Raw genomic sequence first — 15,700 nt, forward strand, 5'->3', positions numbered from 1 at the left:
TGAACCTTATCCTTGGTAGTTAACTCGGACAATGAGTAAACTATAAAGATCACTTAGTGAGGTACCAAATGCAACAGTATGACAATCAACGACATGAGTTTACTCCGCAAGATGTGGAAATAGTCTCAAAAGAGACGCTGTTTCGTGGTTTTTTCAAAATGGTTAAGTACACATTTAAACATAGACTGTTTGAGGGCGGCTGGAGCCAACCAATAGAGCGTGAGATGTTTGAGCGTGGACATGCTGCTGCTTTGCTACCTTATGATCCTGTGCGTGACGAAGTTGTGATCGTCGAACAGATCCGTGTCGGTGCTCTAGAGCATGAGACCCCATGGCAATACGAAATTGTTGCTGGGATCATTGATACCGATGAATCACCACAAGATGTCGCTCGTCGTGAAGCGATGGAAGAAGCCGGGGTCGAAGTCGGATCTGTGTTGCCTATTACTTCGTATTACCCTTCATCTGGTGGTTGCTCAGAAAAGCTTGACGTCTTTGTTGGCTGTGTTGATGCAACGACAGCCAAAGGGGTACACGGATTGGACTACGAAGGTGAAGACATTCGCGTACAAGTGATGAGTCGTGAAACTGCTTATCAGTTGGTAAAAGACGGTGTGTTTGAAAATGGAGCCACGATCATTGCGCTACAGTGGCTACAATTGAACTACCAAGAATTACAGTCAGAGTGGATAGATTAACGTCATGCCAAATATAGCAGTCAAGAAACCGTATCATGTTGATCTTGCTGAATTGATGCGAGTTTACGAGACGAACTATGCCAAACTGAACGCTTTGTTACCGGTTGGGCATGAAGTTGGTGACGTTCGCTGTTACCAAGCCGTTAATATGGTGTATCAATTGACAGTGAATGAGGTCACAAAATACACCACATTAATAGATATATGTCAGAGTGACGCGATGCCAGTGTTTCCTTTGCCAAAAATGTCTGTCAGGCTATATCACGACGCTCGAGTTGCAGAAGTGTGCGCTAGCGGGGATTTTTCAAGAGTCAAAGCGAAATATGACTATCCCAACACTAAGCTTCTGCAAAAGGACGAGAAATTTCAATTGAATAAATTTCTTGGGGAATGGTTAACGTTTTGTTTAAAAACGGGTATCAGCCGAACCCCAATTACCTTTTAATTGAGCCTATTTATCAACACTTTTAAAGTCTAAACAGTAACGTATCTGGATTTGTTATTTTGGAATTATCACACACTTCAAAATTTGATGAGAGCACTATTAAGCTTGTGCAGCTAACGGACACGCATTTGTTTGCGCCGAGCAATGGCAGCTTATTAAGCATCAACACTCAAGATAGCTTTCGTGCTGTAGTCGATGGCATTGTTAGTCAGGGTTTTGACTATCAAGCGATTTTAGCAACCGGTGATATCTCTCAAGATCACAGTGCTGAGTCGTACCAGAAATTTGAGTCAGGGATTCAACCTTTGGAAAAGTCATGCTATTGGCTGCCAGGGAACCATGACTTTAAGCCTAATATGGGCAGTGTTTTACCATCACCACAAATACAGTGTGTTGAGCATGTCTTGCTAGGCGATAACTGGCAGATGGTGATGCTAGACTCGCAGGTGGTTGGTGTGCCTCATGGTCGCCTTAGCGATCAACAGCTTGATCTGTTAGAACAAAAGCTGACGGAATTCCCTGAACGTAATACTTTGGTTCTATTGCATCACCATCCATTGCTGGTTGGCAGTGCATGGTTGGATCAGCATAACCTAAAAGACGCCGATCAATTTTGGGATGTGGTTCAACAGCACACCAATGTCAAAGCAGTATTGTGTGGTCACGTTCATCAAGACATGAATCGAGATCATTATGGTGTACAAGTCATGGCAACACCGTCGACTTGTGTGCAATTCAAACCTAACTCAGATGACTTCGCGGTAGATACTTTGTCTCCGGGCTGGAGAGAGATTGAATTACATCAAGACGGAACGGTCAGCACGCAAGTTCGTCGTTTGCCTCATGGGCAGTTCTTGCCTGATTTTGAAGCCGCTGGTTATTAATGAAGGTTGTTATTGATGTTAGGCTCTAATCAGCAAGCGACTAAGCCATCGCTGCTTCTCTATATTCACGGGTTTAACAGTTCATCACGTTCTCATAAAGCGAATGTGATGGCAGATTACTGTGCGGAGCATCGCGCTGATATTAAAGTCGTAACGCCTCAACTGCCGAGTTTCCCTAAGCAAGCGGCACTTCATTTGCAACAGCTGGTGGAGCAATACAAAGAGCAATATCAGATAGCGTTGGTCGGTAGCTCACTAGGTGGCTATCTTTCAACATGGCTGAATAGCCACTATGGTTTTAAAGCGGTGGTTGTAAACCCTGCAGTGAAGCCGTATGAGCTTCTTGCTGACTATTTAGGTGAACAAGTAAACCCATACACAGATGAACGATATGTACTGGAAACAAAACATATTGATGAACTGAAGGCGTTAGAGGTTTCGGCTATCGCTAAGCCGAGCGACTTCTGGTTACTTCAGCAAACGGAAGACGAAGTTCTGGATTACCGACAAGCGGTAGAGAAGTACCAAGGTGCAACACAGACAGTAGAAGAGGGCGGGGATCATAGCTTTGTTGATTTTAAACGCTACCCACAACAAATCATCACCTTTCTAAATCTTTAATCTGTTCCACCAACCAAGTGATTTTCTCTTGTTTGCCTGTTATTTCATCTATCAATGGTGAAATATCATAGTTTGATGTCTTAGTTTTTGAACTAGCTTGACATCATTACTCAGCTTCCAGACTATATTCCCCAATACTTCGCTCGTTCGCTCTACTATGACGGTTCATAGTAATGATTCTGCTTTAGTGAAACTGGAGCCAGCGAACTGACGCAAACTTTTTGAGTAAACTCCGTATTATGACTGAACAATATAATGCAAAAGACCTCGAGGTACTTGAAGGTCTCGATCCTGTGCGACACCGCCCAGGAATGTATACCGAGACAGAAAGACCTAACCACCTTGCCCAAGAAGTCATTGATAACTCGGTCGATGAAGCATTAGCGGGACACGCTAAGAAAATCAAAGTTGTGCTTCATGCAGACCAATCGTTAGAAGTTACCGATGACGGCCGTGGTATGCCTGTCGATATTCACCCAGAAAAAGGGATCTCAGGTGTTGAGCTGATTTTAACAAAGCTCCACTCTGGTGGTAAATTCTCGAACAACAACTACAAGTTCTCTGGTGGTCTGCACGGTGTAGGTATCTCGGTAGTAAACGCGCTGTCAAAACGTGTTGAAGTGACCGTACGCCGAGAAGGTCAGGTTCACGAGATCGCACTTGAAGGCGGTCATGCAGTAACAGAGCTTACTGTAACGGGCACTTGTGGTCATCGTAACAGTGGTACATCAGTACATTTCTGGCCTGATCCTAAGTACTTTGATAGCCCTAAATTCTCGACACTTCGTTTGATTAACAATCTACGTGCAAAAGCAGTGCTTTGCCCAGGTTTAGAAATTACCTTTATCGACAAAGTCGGTGGCGAAGAGCATAAATGGTTCTATGAAGATGGCCTAAAAGATTACCTTGCCGAAGGCGTGAAAGGTTATACCTTGCTGCCTGAAGAACCTTATGTTGGCGAATTCGTTGCTGAAACCGAAATGGCAAACTGGGCGATCATCTGGCAGCCAGAAGGCGGTGATATGATCACCGAGAGTTATGTGAACTTAGTACCGACTAAACAAGGTGGTACACACGTAAACGGTCTTCGCCAAGGTTTGCTTGATGCAATGCGTGAGTTCTGTGAATTCCGGAACTTGTTACCACGCGGCGTTAAGCTAACTGGCGACGATATTTTCGATCGCTGTTCGTACGTACTATCGGTGAAGATGCAAGATCCGCAGTTTGCAGGTCAAACAAAAGAACGCTTGTCTTCGCGTCAAACCGCTGCGTTTGTTTCTGGTGTGGTAAAAGATGCCTTTAGCCTGTGGCTGAACGAAAAGCCACAACTGGCAGAACAGTTGGCAGAAGCTTGTATTGCGAATGCCCACCGCCGTATGCGCGCAAGCAAAAAGGTTGTGCGTAAGAAAATCGCCTCAGGCCCAGCACTGCCGGGTAAGCTAACGGATTGTTCGGTTCAAGATTTAAGCCGCACTGAAATCTTCTTCGTGGAAGGGGACTCGGCGGGTGGTTCTGCTAAACAAGCGCGTGACCGTGAGTTCCAAGCGGTGATGCCACTTCGCGGTAAGATCCTAAATACGTGGGAAGTGTCGGCAGACCAAGTATTGGCTTCGCAAGAAGTGCACGATATCTCGGTAGCTCTGGGTATCGACCCGGACAACGATGACTTATCAGGCCTGCGTTACGGTAAGATCTGTATTCTTGCCGATGCGGACTCGGATGGTCTTCATATCGCGACACTGTTATGTGCATTGTTTACTCGCCATTTCCATGCTTTGGTTGAAGCGGGCCATATCTATGTGGCAATGCCTCCTCTGTATCGTATCGATTGCGGTAAAGAAGTGTTCTACGCACTCGATGACGCAGAGAAAGACGGTGTGCTTGAGCGACTATCGCAGAAGAAAGCTAAGATCAACGTGCAACGATTCAAAGGTCTGGGTGAAATGAACCCACTTCAGTTGCGTGAAACCACCATGGATCCAAACACTCGTCGCCTTGTTCAGTTAACGATTGATGACAGCGAAGCGACTAACGAGATGATGGACATGCTGCTTGGTAAGAAACGTGCAGATGATCGCCGTACATGGCTACAGACTAACGGTGATATGGCCGAGGTATAATGGATGTCTAACGAAATTACATATGATGGCGTTGAACAGCTGCCAATGCGCAAGTTCACCGAAGATGCCTACTTAAATTACTCAATGTACGTGATCATGGATCGTGCATTGCCGTATATCGGTGATGGCTTGAAGCCAGTACAGCGTCGTATTATCTACGCGATGTCTGAGCTGGGCTTATCGGCTGCATCGAAATACAAAAAATCAGCACGTACCGTTGGTGACGTATTAGGTAAGTATCACCCACACGGTGACTCTGCTTGTTACGAAGCGATGGTATTGATGGCGCAGCCGTTCTCTTACCGCTACCCATTGGTAGATGGTCAAGGTAACTGGGGGGCTCCTGATGATCCGAAATCGTTCGCTGCAATGCGTTATACCGAAGCAAAACTGTCTAAGTTTGCTGAAGTTCTGCTGGGCGAGTTAGGTCAAGGCACTGTTGACTGGCAACCAAACTTTGATGGCACGATGAAAGAGCCTCAAATGTTGCCTGCTCGTCTTCCACATATCCTGCTTAACGGTATCACGGGTATCGCGGTAGGTATGGCGACCGATATTCCACCACACAACGTGCGTGAAGTCGCTAATGCAGCCATTCACCTAATTGATACGCCTAAGTCTGAGCTTTCAGATGTGATGGGTTTCATTCAAGGTCCAGATTACCCGACAGAAGCTGAGATTATCTCTCCGAAATCGGATATCGAAAAGATCTACCGTACTGGACGTGGCAGCATCAAGATGCGCGCGGTTTGGCACAAGGAAGGCTCTGATATTGTTATCACGGCTCTGCCTCATCAAGTGTCAGGTGCAAAGTTACTTGAGCAAATTGCTAACCAGATGCGCGCTAAGAAGCTGCCAATGGTTGACGACTTGCGCGATGAATCTGATCACGAGAACCCAACGCGTATCGTTGTCGTTCCTCGTTCGAATCGTATCGATTGTGATCAATTGATGAGTCACCTGTTCGCGTCGACGGATCTAGAGAAAAACTTCCGCGTTAACTTGAACATGATTGGTTTGGATAACCGTCCTCAGGTTAAAGGCTTAGTTCAAATCCTGAAAGAGTGGATCGAGTTCCGCCGCACAACCGTTCGTCGTCGTTTGCAGTACCGTTTAGATAAAGTACTGGCACGTTTGCACATCTTAGAAGGCTTACTTGCTGCTTATCTTAATATCGATGAAGTGATTGAGATCATTCGTACAGAAGACGAACCATGTCCTGTTCTAATGAGCCGTTTCAACATTTCTGAAGTTCAAGCTAATGCGATTCTTGATATTAAACTTCGTAACTTAGCTAAGTTAGAAGAGTTTAAAATCCGAGCTGAGCAAGAAGAGCTTGAAGCTGAACGTGAAAAGCTTGAAAAGCTACTCGGTTCAGAGCGTCGCTTGAATACGCTGATCAAGAAAGAAATCCAAGCAGATGCGGATAAATACGGCGATGATCGTCGTTCACCTCTGATTGAGCGTGCTGAAGCGAAAGCGCTAACAGAGCGTGACTTAGTACCAAGCGAACCAATCACAGTTGTGTTGTCTGAAAAAGGTTGGATTCGTCATGCCAAAGGGCATGAGGTTGATGCTGAAGGCTTGAACTATAAATCAGGTGATAAATTCCTAGCGAGCGCTAAGGGTAAGAGTAATCAACAAGCGGTGTTCCTTGGCAGTGATGGCCGAAGCTACTCCCTTGAATCACACTCATTACCGTCGGCACGTAGCCAAGGTGAGCCAATTACAGGCCGCTTGAACGTCAGCCCTGGTACTTCTATTCGCCAAGTGGTGATGGGAGAGAATGAGCAATTATGGTTAGTCGGTTCTGATGCTGGTTATGGCTTTGTTTGTAAGGGTAGCGATCTGCTGTCTAAGAACAAGAGCGGTAAAGCGTTGGTTAACTTGCCACAAGCTTCTGAAGTGATGATGCCAAGCCCTATTGCTGACTTGGACAGTAACCAGATTCTGGCGATTACTAACCAAGGCCGTATGTTGTTGTTCCCTATTAAAGACCTACCTCAGTTGAGCAAGGGTAAAGGCAACAAGATCATCAACATCCCTTCGGCGAAAGCAAAAGAGCGTGAAGAGTTTGTCTCGCACTTGATGGCTATCCCAGAGAATGCGACGCTGACTATCTACGCCGGTAAACGCAAGCTTGGCTTGAAACCAGCAGATCTTGAAAACTTCCGTGGTGAACGTGGTCGCCGTGGTGGCCTACTACCAAGAGGTTTACAGCGAGTGACTCGCATCGATATCGAAGAGCCAAGTGAATCGTAGAGATACCTGATACTATCTTTAGATAAAAGAAAACCCAGCCTGTGAGCTGGGTTTTTTGTATTTGTTTATTAGCAGCTTAAATCTAGCAGCTTGAACCACTGCTAACAGCGTTTGTTCTACAGGCGAGTATCTTCAGCAATTGTCACTTTGAGGGTTTTGTTTTCACCTTGGCGTAAGATTCCCACATCAATCTCGGTACCTGGACGCAAATCAGTAACAGTATCCATCACACTCTGGCGACCACTTACCTGGTTATTATTGATACTGACAATAATGTCTTGAGCTTCAAAACCGGCATCCGCAGCGGGGCCATTTGGATCGATACCTAACACAACAATACCGCCGATATTCTTAGTACCCAACATGCGTGAGGTGACAGAGTTGATGTCTTGTCCATCGATACCGATATAACCACGAATTACACGGCCATCGGCGATGATCTTCTCCATGATTTTATTAGCAAGCGGATAGGGGATAGCGAATGAGATCCCATAGGTTTCCATGTCGGTAGCTTGTTGGAAAGAGGCGGTATTGATACCGACTAGCTCACCTTGTGAATTCACCAGTGCACCACCTGAGTTACCTTCATTGATTGCTGCATCGGTCTGGATAAAGGCTTGATGACCATCAGCACTGATCGAAGAGCGGCCAGTTGCAGAGATGATACCAAAGGTTGTTGTTTGACCTAGGTTATATGGATTACCTATCGCCAGTACCACATCACCAACATTGGCTCTGTAGCTTGGGTTTAATGGGATTACTGGTAGGTTGTCACCGCTGACTCTCAGTATCGCGATATCGGTGCGTTTGTCTGAGCCGACAAGTTGCGCTGCTGCTACTCGGCCATCTTGAAGGGCCACAACTATTTGGTCTGCTTGAGCCACAACATGGAAGTTGGTAATGATGTAGCCTTTCTCGCTAACAATCACCCCAGACCCCAAACCTTGAGTCAGTAGCTTGTTACGATCATTTTCGGCGTATTTACGGCTATAAATATTAACCACAGCAGGTGCCGCGCGGCGTACTGCTTGATTGAATGAAATCTGAAGAGAGCCAATATTGTCGACTTTAGGGTTAGTGACATCTGCAACAATAGCGGGTCTCAAGCTTGGAAATGCAAGAAGAATAAGCACCGCTGAAACGAGTCCAAGGGAAATAGAACGAAATAGAAAGGACAGCATGTTTCCCTCTTCAACAAGTAAGGTGTGAAGCCTCCGTAGATGGATGACTGACTTGATTACTAGTGAAGCATAGCATTTTGATTCATCTAAAGAAAAGGGAGACTGAGTAAGTTTAAAGCAAACTTACCGAGCCTCCCTGTTATTACGTTGACGTATGACTATCTAATAACGAGGTAGATAGTTCTGTCGCCACGTTGGATATTTAGCGCTAGTACGCCCGGTTGTTTCTCAAGAATATCTCTAAATTCAGCAAGGTTCTTAACGGTTTGGCGATTGACGCCAATAATGATGTCGTCTTTGAGAAGTTGATAAGCTTCTGCTGGTGAGCCTTGAGCCACACTTGACACTTTCACGCCCGTTGCTGAGTCGCTGTCTGTTGTGTTGGTGAGCTCTGCACCAGCTAAGCCTTCATGCAGTTTTTCAGCTTGTGTCTTGCTGTTGGTTGATTCACCCAGAGTCACATCAAAGGTTTTGTTCTTGCCGTCGCGAACCACGCCCAGTTCGATTTCTTTACCTGCACCGAGTGTAGCGACTTTAGCTCTTAATTCACTGAAAGTATCAATACGTTTACCATTAATAGAGACAATAATGTCACCCGCTTTCAGGCCTGCATCATCGGCTGCACTGTCCGGCACGACTTGGCTAACGAAGGCGCCTTTACTTGATTCATAACCGAGTGCTTCTGCTAGTTCTGAGGTGATCTCTCCACCTTGAACGCCCAGCATGCCGCGTTTTACTTCACCGAAATCGAGAATTTGTTCTGTCAGGTTTTTCATCATATTGGATGGGATTGCAAAGCCGATACCGACATTACCTCCGTTAGGGCCAAGAATGGCAGTATTGATACCAATCAGTTCACCGTTGAGGTTAACTAGCGCACCACCAGAGTTACCGCTGTTGATTGCCGCATCGGTCTGAATGAAGTTCTCAAAGTTCTCTAGATTCAGGCCGCTACGACCAAGCGCAGAAACAATACCTGATGTCACGGTTTGACCAAGTCCAAATGGGTTACCAATTGCGACACTAAAATCACCAACTCTTAACTTGTCTGAGTCTGCCACTTTTATCTGAGTAAGGTTCTTGGCTTCTTCTAGTTTAAGCAGCGCGATATCCGACATCTGGTCGCCACCGATAAGTTCGGCATCGTATTCTCGACCATCATGAAGTTTTACTTTGATATCGTCAGCACCATTAATCACATGGTAGTTAGTCACGATATGGCCTTTCTTGGCATCAATGATCACACCAGAGCCTAATCCGCGGAATGGGCGCTCTCGTGTTTGTTCTGGACCAAAAAAGAATTGGAATTGTTCAGGGATTTGCTGGCGTTGTACCTGTTTGCCTTCTACGGCAATACTAACCACAGCGGGGGTCACTTGTTCAAGCATAGGCGCGAGGCTTGGTAATTGTTCATTACCCACACTTAATGGTAGTGCGGCCGTTGCTTGAATGGGGGTGATGATTGAACTTAAGCTTAAAGTCAGTACTGATAAAGCAAGCAAAGGTTTTTTCATCATAAACTCCTCTCTAGTTAAGGTCTTACCCCTCTCACTACGTGTAATAAGTATGAGAAGTTTCAAATGACCTGAGTGAAAGTTATGACTCAAAAACCTTTGTAAAGTTCACAGAAGTGTTAAATGTTTATGATGCTTTTGCTGTCACTACATCAGGAGCATCAATGATCTCTTTCTTCTGTTCTGTAAATAAACCGGTTGCGCCATTCGCGTAATCTTTCGGTTGTTCCTCAAGTGTCGCTTCTTTAATTGAAGGCTTATCTTGTGATTTGTCCGAATGAGCGGCGGCTGTTTTTACAAACGGGTTGTCTTGCTCTGGCAGGTTAGGAATCAGCTCTGAGCTTGTTTTTTCCATGTGTTGGTACAGTTTCGTGTAGTCCTTACCTAAGGTGTCCAACATTTCTGCTGATTTCGCAAAGTGGTCAGCCAGCTCTTGTCGCTGCTGTTCTAGGGCAAACTTTGCGCTATCTAATTCTTTCTGTACGTTCTTTTGTTTTTTGTATTCAGGTGTCATAAGACGAGAAATGGCGACCCCTAAAATAACTCCGACTAGTAAACCGGCAACGGCATACATCCAAGGCATAACAGCTCCTTATTATTGTTTTTTAACATGTTTGTTACTGCTTAGTTACACGTGATACGGCTCCATGGTACTATGAGAAAGCCGCAGTATAAAGAGAAATGCGTGTGCGCTAGTTAGCAGTTTGATGCTGCATTATTCACCACGTTACGTTATTTCTCGTACTGTTTGGGCTCATTTTTATTTGCTGTCTGATATCGCTTTCATTGTGGAAATGTCGTCATGAATCCCATTAAAAAATACGAACAAGATATAAAAGAACATGGATTTCAAAGAGATCCAGCACAAGAGCAAGCAGTTAAGTCTTTAGATGAACTCTTTCATCAATTCCAAGATTACATGAATACGCCTATTCCTCAACTAACTCGATTCCAGAAATTATTGGGCAAAAAACCAGAATTGCCACAGCCACCGAAAGGTCTCTATTTCTGGGGAGGCGTAGGGCGCGGTAAAACTTATCTAATGGATACGTTCTACGACGCCTTACCGACCACTAAAAAAATGCGGGTTCACTTTCATCGCTTTATGTATCGAGTTCATGATGAACTAAAGGCGCTAGGTAATGTTAGCGATCCATTGCCTTTAGTGGCAGACAAGTTGAAGGAAGAAGCGGACATTATCTGTTTCGACGAATTCTTTGTTTCAGACATCACTGATGCGATGATCCTAGGAACTTTGTTCCAAGAGTTGTTCGCTCGCAACGTTATCTTGGTCGCGACCTCTAATATTCCCCCTGCGGATCTATATCGTAACGGGTTACAGAGAGCGCGTTTCTTACCTGCCATTAAGCTTATTCAAGACAACTGCCACATTCTTAATGTTGATAGCGGTATTGATTATCGTCTGCGTACTTTAGAGCAAGCAGAGATTTACCATTACCCGCTAGATAGCCAAGCGAATATCAATCTCGAAAAGTATTACGCTCAGCTCGTAGGTGAAGATAAAGAGAAGCTTAAGCAGATTGAGGTTAATCACCGTCAATTAGAAGTAGTCGAAGCGAGTGATGGGGTGTTGCATGGTACTTTTGCTCAGCTTTGTCAGTCGGCTCGTAGCCAGAACGACTATATTGAGTTGTCTCGGGTTTATCACACGGTTCTATTGGCGGATGTATTGCAAATGGGGGCGACTTCAGATGATGCTGCAAGGCGCTTCATTGCATTAGTTGATGAGTTCTATGAGCGCAATGTGAAACTGATTATTTCAGCGCAAGTGGAGCTAGAAAAGCTATACACCCATGGTCAGCTAGAGTTTGAATTTAAACGTTGTCAATCGCGCTTAATTGAAATGCAGAGCCATGAATATTTGGCAAAAGAACACTTAAGTTAGCTTTGATTATCTCGAATAAGAAATAGAATTAAAAAAATCGTGATTTTGTTCAAAAAGAGGTGATTTTTTCTTCGCTCTTCTCTATAATCCTGCGACCTACCGTTACTGCGGGCCTCTAGCGATGAGTAAAATCACGTTATGCCAAGAGTTTTCCAACACTCGAAGGGGTGATGAATGGTAACTCTTAGACAGTGGGAATACGCGAGTATTCCTTAAGTGTAAATTTTTTAAATAGGTAATTATTAGCATGAAAACTTTCGTTGCTAAACCAGAAACTGTAAAACGCGACTGGTATGTTGTAGACGCTGAAGGCAAAACTCTTGGCCGTCTAGCAAGTGAAATCGCTTCTCGCCTACGCGGCAAGCACAAAGCAGAATACACTCCTCACGTAGACACTGGTGATTACATCATCGTTGTTAACGCTGAGAAAGTTGCTGTAACTGGTAACAAAGCTAAGGGTAAGGTTTACTACCGTCACTCTGAGTTCCCAGGTGGTCTTAAAACTATCACTTTTGAAAAGCTAATTGCTAAGAAACCAGAAATGGTTCTAGAACTAGCAGTTAAAGGTATGCTTCCACGTGGTCCTCTAGGCCGCGCGATGTACCGTAAGCTTAAAGTGTACGCTGGTACTGAGCACAACCATGTTGCTCAACAGCCACAAGTACTAGACATCTAAGGGGATTATGAAAATGGCAGAGAATCAATACTACGGCACTGGTCGTCGCAAAAGCTCAGCAGCTCGTGTTTTCATCAAACCAGGCTCTGGTGAGATCGTAATCAACAAGCGTAGCCTTGATGTTTACTTCGGTCGTCCAACTTCTCGTATGGTTGTTAAGCAACCTCTTGAGCTAGTTGAACTAACTGAGAAACTTGACCTTTACATCACTGTTTCTGGTGGTGGTATTTCTGGTCAAGCTGGCGCAATCCGCCACGGTATCACTCGCGCTCTTATGGAGTACGATGAAACTCTACGTCCTGCTCTACGTGCAGCTGGCTACGTTACTCGTGACGCTCGTTGCGTTGAACGTAAGAAAGTTGGTCTACGTAAAGCACGTCGTAAACCTCAATTCTCTAAGCGTTAATTTTTCTTTACGAAAAAGTACACGCTCCCAGTTTTACGACTGGAATTGTGGTTCAAAGCTCGGCTATATGCCGAGCTTTTTGTTTTTATACCCCCTCTAAACGCTTCCTCTCCCTCGTTTTATTCCCAAATTCTTATATTTTGAAAGCTTTTGTAACCCAATGTGCGCTTTGCCTCATGATTGTTACAAAAAGGTAGCTTTATCTTGTCAAAAAGTAGGGTTTTATTTATCATTTGCCGTCAATAAATAGAACTAAATACATATTTTGTTAGCCATGCTCTTTAATCGGAATTATTTCAATCCATAAGGAGCAAATGGGAGAATGTTTGGATGAGCAACGCGCCTTTAAATAACGGTCGCAGGCGTTTCTTAACCGCAACAACAGCCGTTGTTGGTGGTTTAGGAGCAGCTGCTGTAGCCGTGCCTTTTATTAAATCATGGAATCCGAGTGCCAAGGCGAAAGCTGCGGGCGCACCGGTGGAAGTGGAAGTCAGTAAGTTAGAACCGGGACAAATGGTTCGTGTCGAGTGGCAAGGTAAACCTGTATGGGTTGTACGCCGTGCTGAGTCGGTACTAGAGAACCTAAAAGCGATCGGTGGTCAACTTCGTGACCCTCAATCTGAAGCTGAACAACAACCTGAATACGCGCAGAACGAGTTCCGTTCAATTAAGCCTGAATTCTTCGTTGCTGTTGGTTTCTGTACGCACTTAGGTTGTTCTCCAACTTACCTGCCGGATTCTTTTGCAGAGCAAGTTCAGGGTGTTAAGTCTGGTTTCTTCTGTCCTTGTCATGGTTCAAAGTTTGATATGGCAGGTCGAGTATTCCAAGGCGTACCAGCGCCATTGAATCTTGTTGTACCAAAGCATATGTATTTGAGTGACACTAAGATCATGATCGGTGTGGACGAGGGAGACGCGTAATGCAAGGATTGCTTGATTGGGTAGAGAAACGTCTACCCGCGATGAATGCTTATAAAAAGCATTTATCTGAATACCCAATGCCTAAGAACTTTAACTTTTGGTACCTTTTCGGTTCTTTAGCAATGTTGGTACTGGTTAACCAAATTCTTACGGGTATTTGGCTAACAATGAACTACGTACCGTCAGGTGAGGGTGCATTTGCTTCTGTTGAATACATCATGCGTGATGTGGAATACGGTTGGTTACTGCGTTACATGCACTCAACGGGTGCTTCGGCATTCTTCGTTGTTATCTACCTGCATATGTTCCGTGGCCTAATCTACGGTTCTTACCAAAAACCTCGTGAGCTACTTTGGATCTTCGGTATGTTGATCTTCTTAGTGCTTATGGCTGAGGCTTTCATGGGTTACCTACTACCATGGGGTCAAATGTCTTACTGGGGTGCTCAGGTAATCATTTCTTTGTTTGGTGCGATTCCTGTTATTGGTGATGACCTAACGCTTTGGATCCGTGGTGACTACATCATATCTGGTGCAACGCTGAACCGTTTCTTCGCACTGCACGTTATCGCTCTACCAATCGTACTTCTGCTACTTATCGTACTTCACGTACTAGCACTGCACGAAGTGGGTTCGAACAACCCAGATGGTATCGAGACTAAGCTTCCTAAAGGTACAATGGGCGACGATTACAAAACTCAGTTCCCATTCCATAAGGATTACACTAAGAAATACGACATCATCGACTCTATTCCTTTCCACCCATACGGGACGGTGAAAGACATGGTAGGTGTTGCTGGTTTCCTATTCTTGTTCTGTTACGTGCTGTTCTTTAACCCAGAAATGGGTGGATACTTCCTTGAGCCGCCTAACTTTGAAGCCGCGAATCCGCTGAAAACACCTGAGCATATTGCTCCAGTTTGGTACTTCACGCCGTTCTACGCTGTACTTCGTGCTGTTCCTGATAAGCTGCTAGGTGTAGTAGCAATGGGTGCATCTATTGTTGTGTTATTCCTATTGCCATGGTTCGACCGTTGTAAAGTGCGCTCTTACCGTTACCGTAGCAAACTGCATTTGATTAACATCATCCAATTCACAATAAGCTTTATTGCGCTTGGTGTACTTGGTGCGCTTCCAGCAACGCCAACATACACGCTACTGGCTCAAATCTTTAGCTTAGGTTATTTCATGTTCTTCGTTCTACTGTGGTTCTACAGTAAAAATGAAGCGACGAAACCATTACCAGAAAGGGTGACATTCAAATGAAAAAGTGGATTGTAATTTTATTTGCTATGTTGCCGTCATTGGCGATGGCAGCGGGTGCAAACGTACCATTAGACAAAGCGAACAATGACTTAACAGACAAAGCTTCATTGCAAAATGGCGCTAAGATGTTCATGAACTACTGTTTCGCTTGTCACTCAACGCAGTACCAGCGTTATGAACGTGTTGCGAATGATTTAGAGATCCCTGTTGATCTAATGAAGGAAAACCTGATTTTCGACCCAGAGGCGAAAATTGGTAGCTTGATGGTTAACGCTATGCCTTCTGAGCAAGCGGCAAGTTGGTTTGGTGCTCCGCCACCTGACCTAACTTTGGTTGCTCGTGTTCGTGGCGCAGATTGGCTGTACACTTACCTTCGTACATTCTATGAAGATCCGTCTCGTCCGTTTGGCGTGAACAACATTGTTTTCCCAAGTGTAGGTATGCCGCACGTTCTTGAAGAGCTACAAGGTATCCCAACACCAATCTACGATACGCATATGGTAGATGGCGAGGAAGTGACGGTTGTTGTTGGTACTGAAACTGACGGTTCTGGTGAACTAAGTGCTGGTGAATACGACGAAGCGGTTCGTGACCTTGTTAACTTTTTGGTTTACTCGGGCGACCCAGTTCAACTTGAGCGTCACGCTATGGGTTGGTGGGTAATGGCCTTCTTAGTAATATTCACTATCATCGTGATTTTGCTGAAGAAAGAGTATTGGCGTGATGTGCACTAATTGTGCTATAATACCGTGCTAATTCCCAAATTATGTTAATGTTCAATGGAGGCTTTAGGCCTCCATT

General features: G+C 44.9%; 15 protein-coding genes. 12 read left to right on the forward strand and 3 right to left on the reverse strand.

Annotated features, from left to right (window positions below):
- Positions 1-68: 68 nt before the first annotated feature.
- The 6 genes from nudF (at position 69) to parC (ending at position 7,030) form a co-directional block, all read left to right on the forward strand.
- Positions 69-698, forward strand: a complete 630-nt coding sequence (nudF, locus tag CWO13_RS13530) for an ADP-ribose diphosphatase (protein WP_048658015.1) — start codon at positions 69-71, stop codon at positions 696-698.
- A gap of 4 nt (positions 699-702) precedes the next feature.
- Positions 703-1,143: a DUF1249 family protein gene (locus CWO13_RS13535; RefSeq protein ID WP_004736016.1), complete on the forward strand. Its 441-nt coding sequence runs from the start codon at positions 703-705 to the stop codon at positions 1,141-1,143.
- A 59-nt stretch (positions 1,144-1,202) separates the two neighbouring features.
- Entirely contained in the window at positions 1,203-2,027 is an 825-nt protein-coding gene (cpdA, locus tag CWO13_RS13540) for a 3',5'-cyclic-AMP phosphodiesterase (protein WP_102432172.1), read from the forward strand.
- A 15-nt stretch (positions 2,028-2,042) separates the two neighbouring features.
- Complete coding sequence (yqiA, locus tag CWO13_RS13545; protein ID WP_108083078.1) at positions 2,043-2,648, forward strand: esterase YqiA; 606 nt, start codon at positions 2,043-2,045, stop codon at positions 2,646-2,648.
- Between the two features lie 239 nt (positions 2,649-2,887).
- Positions 2,888-4,768 (forward strand): DNA topoisomerase IV subunit B, encoded by a 1,881-nt coding sequence (gene parE, locus CWO13_RS13550; protein ID WP_017061428.1) that lies wholly within the window; start codon positions 2,888-2,890, stop codon positions 4,766-4,768.
- 3 nt (positions 4,769-4,771) lie between these two features.
- Positions 4,772-7,030: a DNA topoisomerase IV subunit A gene (gene parC / locus CWO13_RS13555; RefSeq protein ID WP_048658018.1), complete on the forward strand. Its 2,259-nt coding sequence runs from the start codon at positions 4,772-4,774 to the stop codon at positions 7,028-7,030.
- Positions 7,031-7,146: 116 nt separating this feature from the next.
- Here the strand turns inward: parC and degS are convergent, their stop codons facing one another.
- From degS to zapG, 3 genes are all read right to left on the reverse strand, one after another.
- Complete coding sequence (gene degS, locus CWO13_RS13560; protein ID WP_108083079.1) at positions 7,147-8,211, reverse strand: outer membrane-stress sensor serine endopeptidase DegS; 1,065 nt, start codon at positions 8,209-8,211, stop codon at positions 7,147-7,149.
- A 158-nt stretch (positions 8,212-8,369) separates the two neighbouring features.
- Positions 8,370-9,725, reverse strand: coding sequence for a Do family serine endopeptidase (locus CWO13_RS13565; RefSeq protein ID WP_102480616.1), 1,356 nt, complete (start codon positions 9,723-9,725; stop codon positions 8,370-8,372).
- Positions 9,726-9,852: 127 nt separating this feature from the next.
- A complete protein-coding gene (gene zapG, locus CWO13_RS13570) occupies positions 9,853-10,308 on the reverse strand; it encodes a Z-ring associated protein ZapG (protein WP_017629363.1) in 456 nt (151 codons plus the stop codon).
- Between the two features lie 219 nt (positions 10,309-10,527).
- On the opposite strand from zapG, the gene zapE reads away from it, so the two are divergent.
- From zapE to CWO13_RS13600, 6 genes are all read left to right on the forward strand, one after another.
- The gene (zapE, locus tag CWO13_RS13575) at positions 10,528-11,631 is read left to right on the forward strand and encodes a cell division protein ZapE (RefSeq protein ID WP_048662655.1); all 1,104 of its coding nucleotides are present in this window, start codon (positions 10,528-10,530) and stop codon (positions 11,629-11,631) included.
- A 247-nt stretch (positions 11,632-11,878) separates the two neighbouring features.
- Positions 11,879-12,307, forward strand: coding sequence for a 50S ribosomal protein L13 (rplM, locus tag CWO13_RS13580; protein ID WP_010434689.1), 429 nt, complete (start codon positions 11,879-11,881; stop codon positions 12,305-12,307).
- Between the two features lie 13 nt (positions 12,308-12,320).
- Positions 12,321-12,713, forward strand: coding sequence for a 30S ribosomal protein S9 (gene rpsI, locus CWO13_RS13585; protein WP_004740758.1), 393 nt, complete (start codon positions 12,321-12,323; stop codon positions 12,711-12,713).
- Positions 12,714-13,043: 330 nt separating this feature from the next.
- Positions 13,044-13,634, forward strand: a complete 591-nt coding sequence (petA, locus tag CWO13_RS13590) for a ubiquinol-cytochrome c reductase iron-sulfur subunit (RefSeq protein WP_010434692.1) — start codon at positions 13,044-13,046, stop codon at positions 13,632-13,634.
- Positions 13,634-14,899, forward strand: coding sequence for a cytochrome b (locus tag CWO13_RS13595; RefSeq protein WP_009848941.1), 1,266 nt, complete (start codon positions 13,634-13,636; stop codon positions 14,897-14,899). The genes petA and CWO13_RS13595 overlap by 1 nt, the downstream gene beginning before the upstream one ends.
- Positions 14,896-15,633 carry a cytochrome c1 gene (locus CWO13_RS13600; protein ID WP_048658023.1) on the forward strand — a complete coding sequence of 246 codons (738 nt, stop codon included), beginning with the start codon at positions 14,896-14,898 and terminating at the stop codon, positions 15,631-15,633. The genes CWO13_RS13595 and CWO13_RS13600 overlap by 4 nt, the downstream gene beginning before the upstream one ends.
- Positions 15,634-15,700 lie beyond the last annotated feature (67 nt).

This window comes from Vibrio sp. ZF 223 (genome assembly GCF_003050585.1).
Classification (GTDB): domain Bacteria; phylum Pseudomonadota; class Gammaproteobacteria; order Enterobacterales; family Vibrionaceae; genus Vibrio; species Vibrio crassostreae.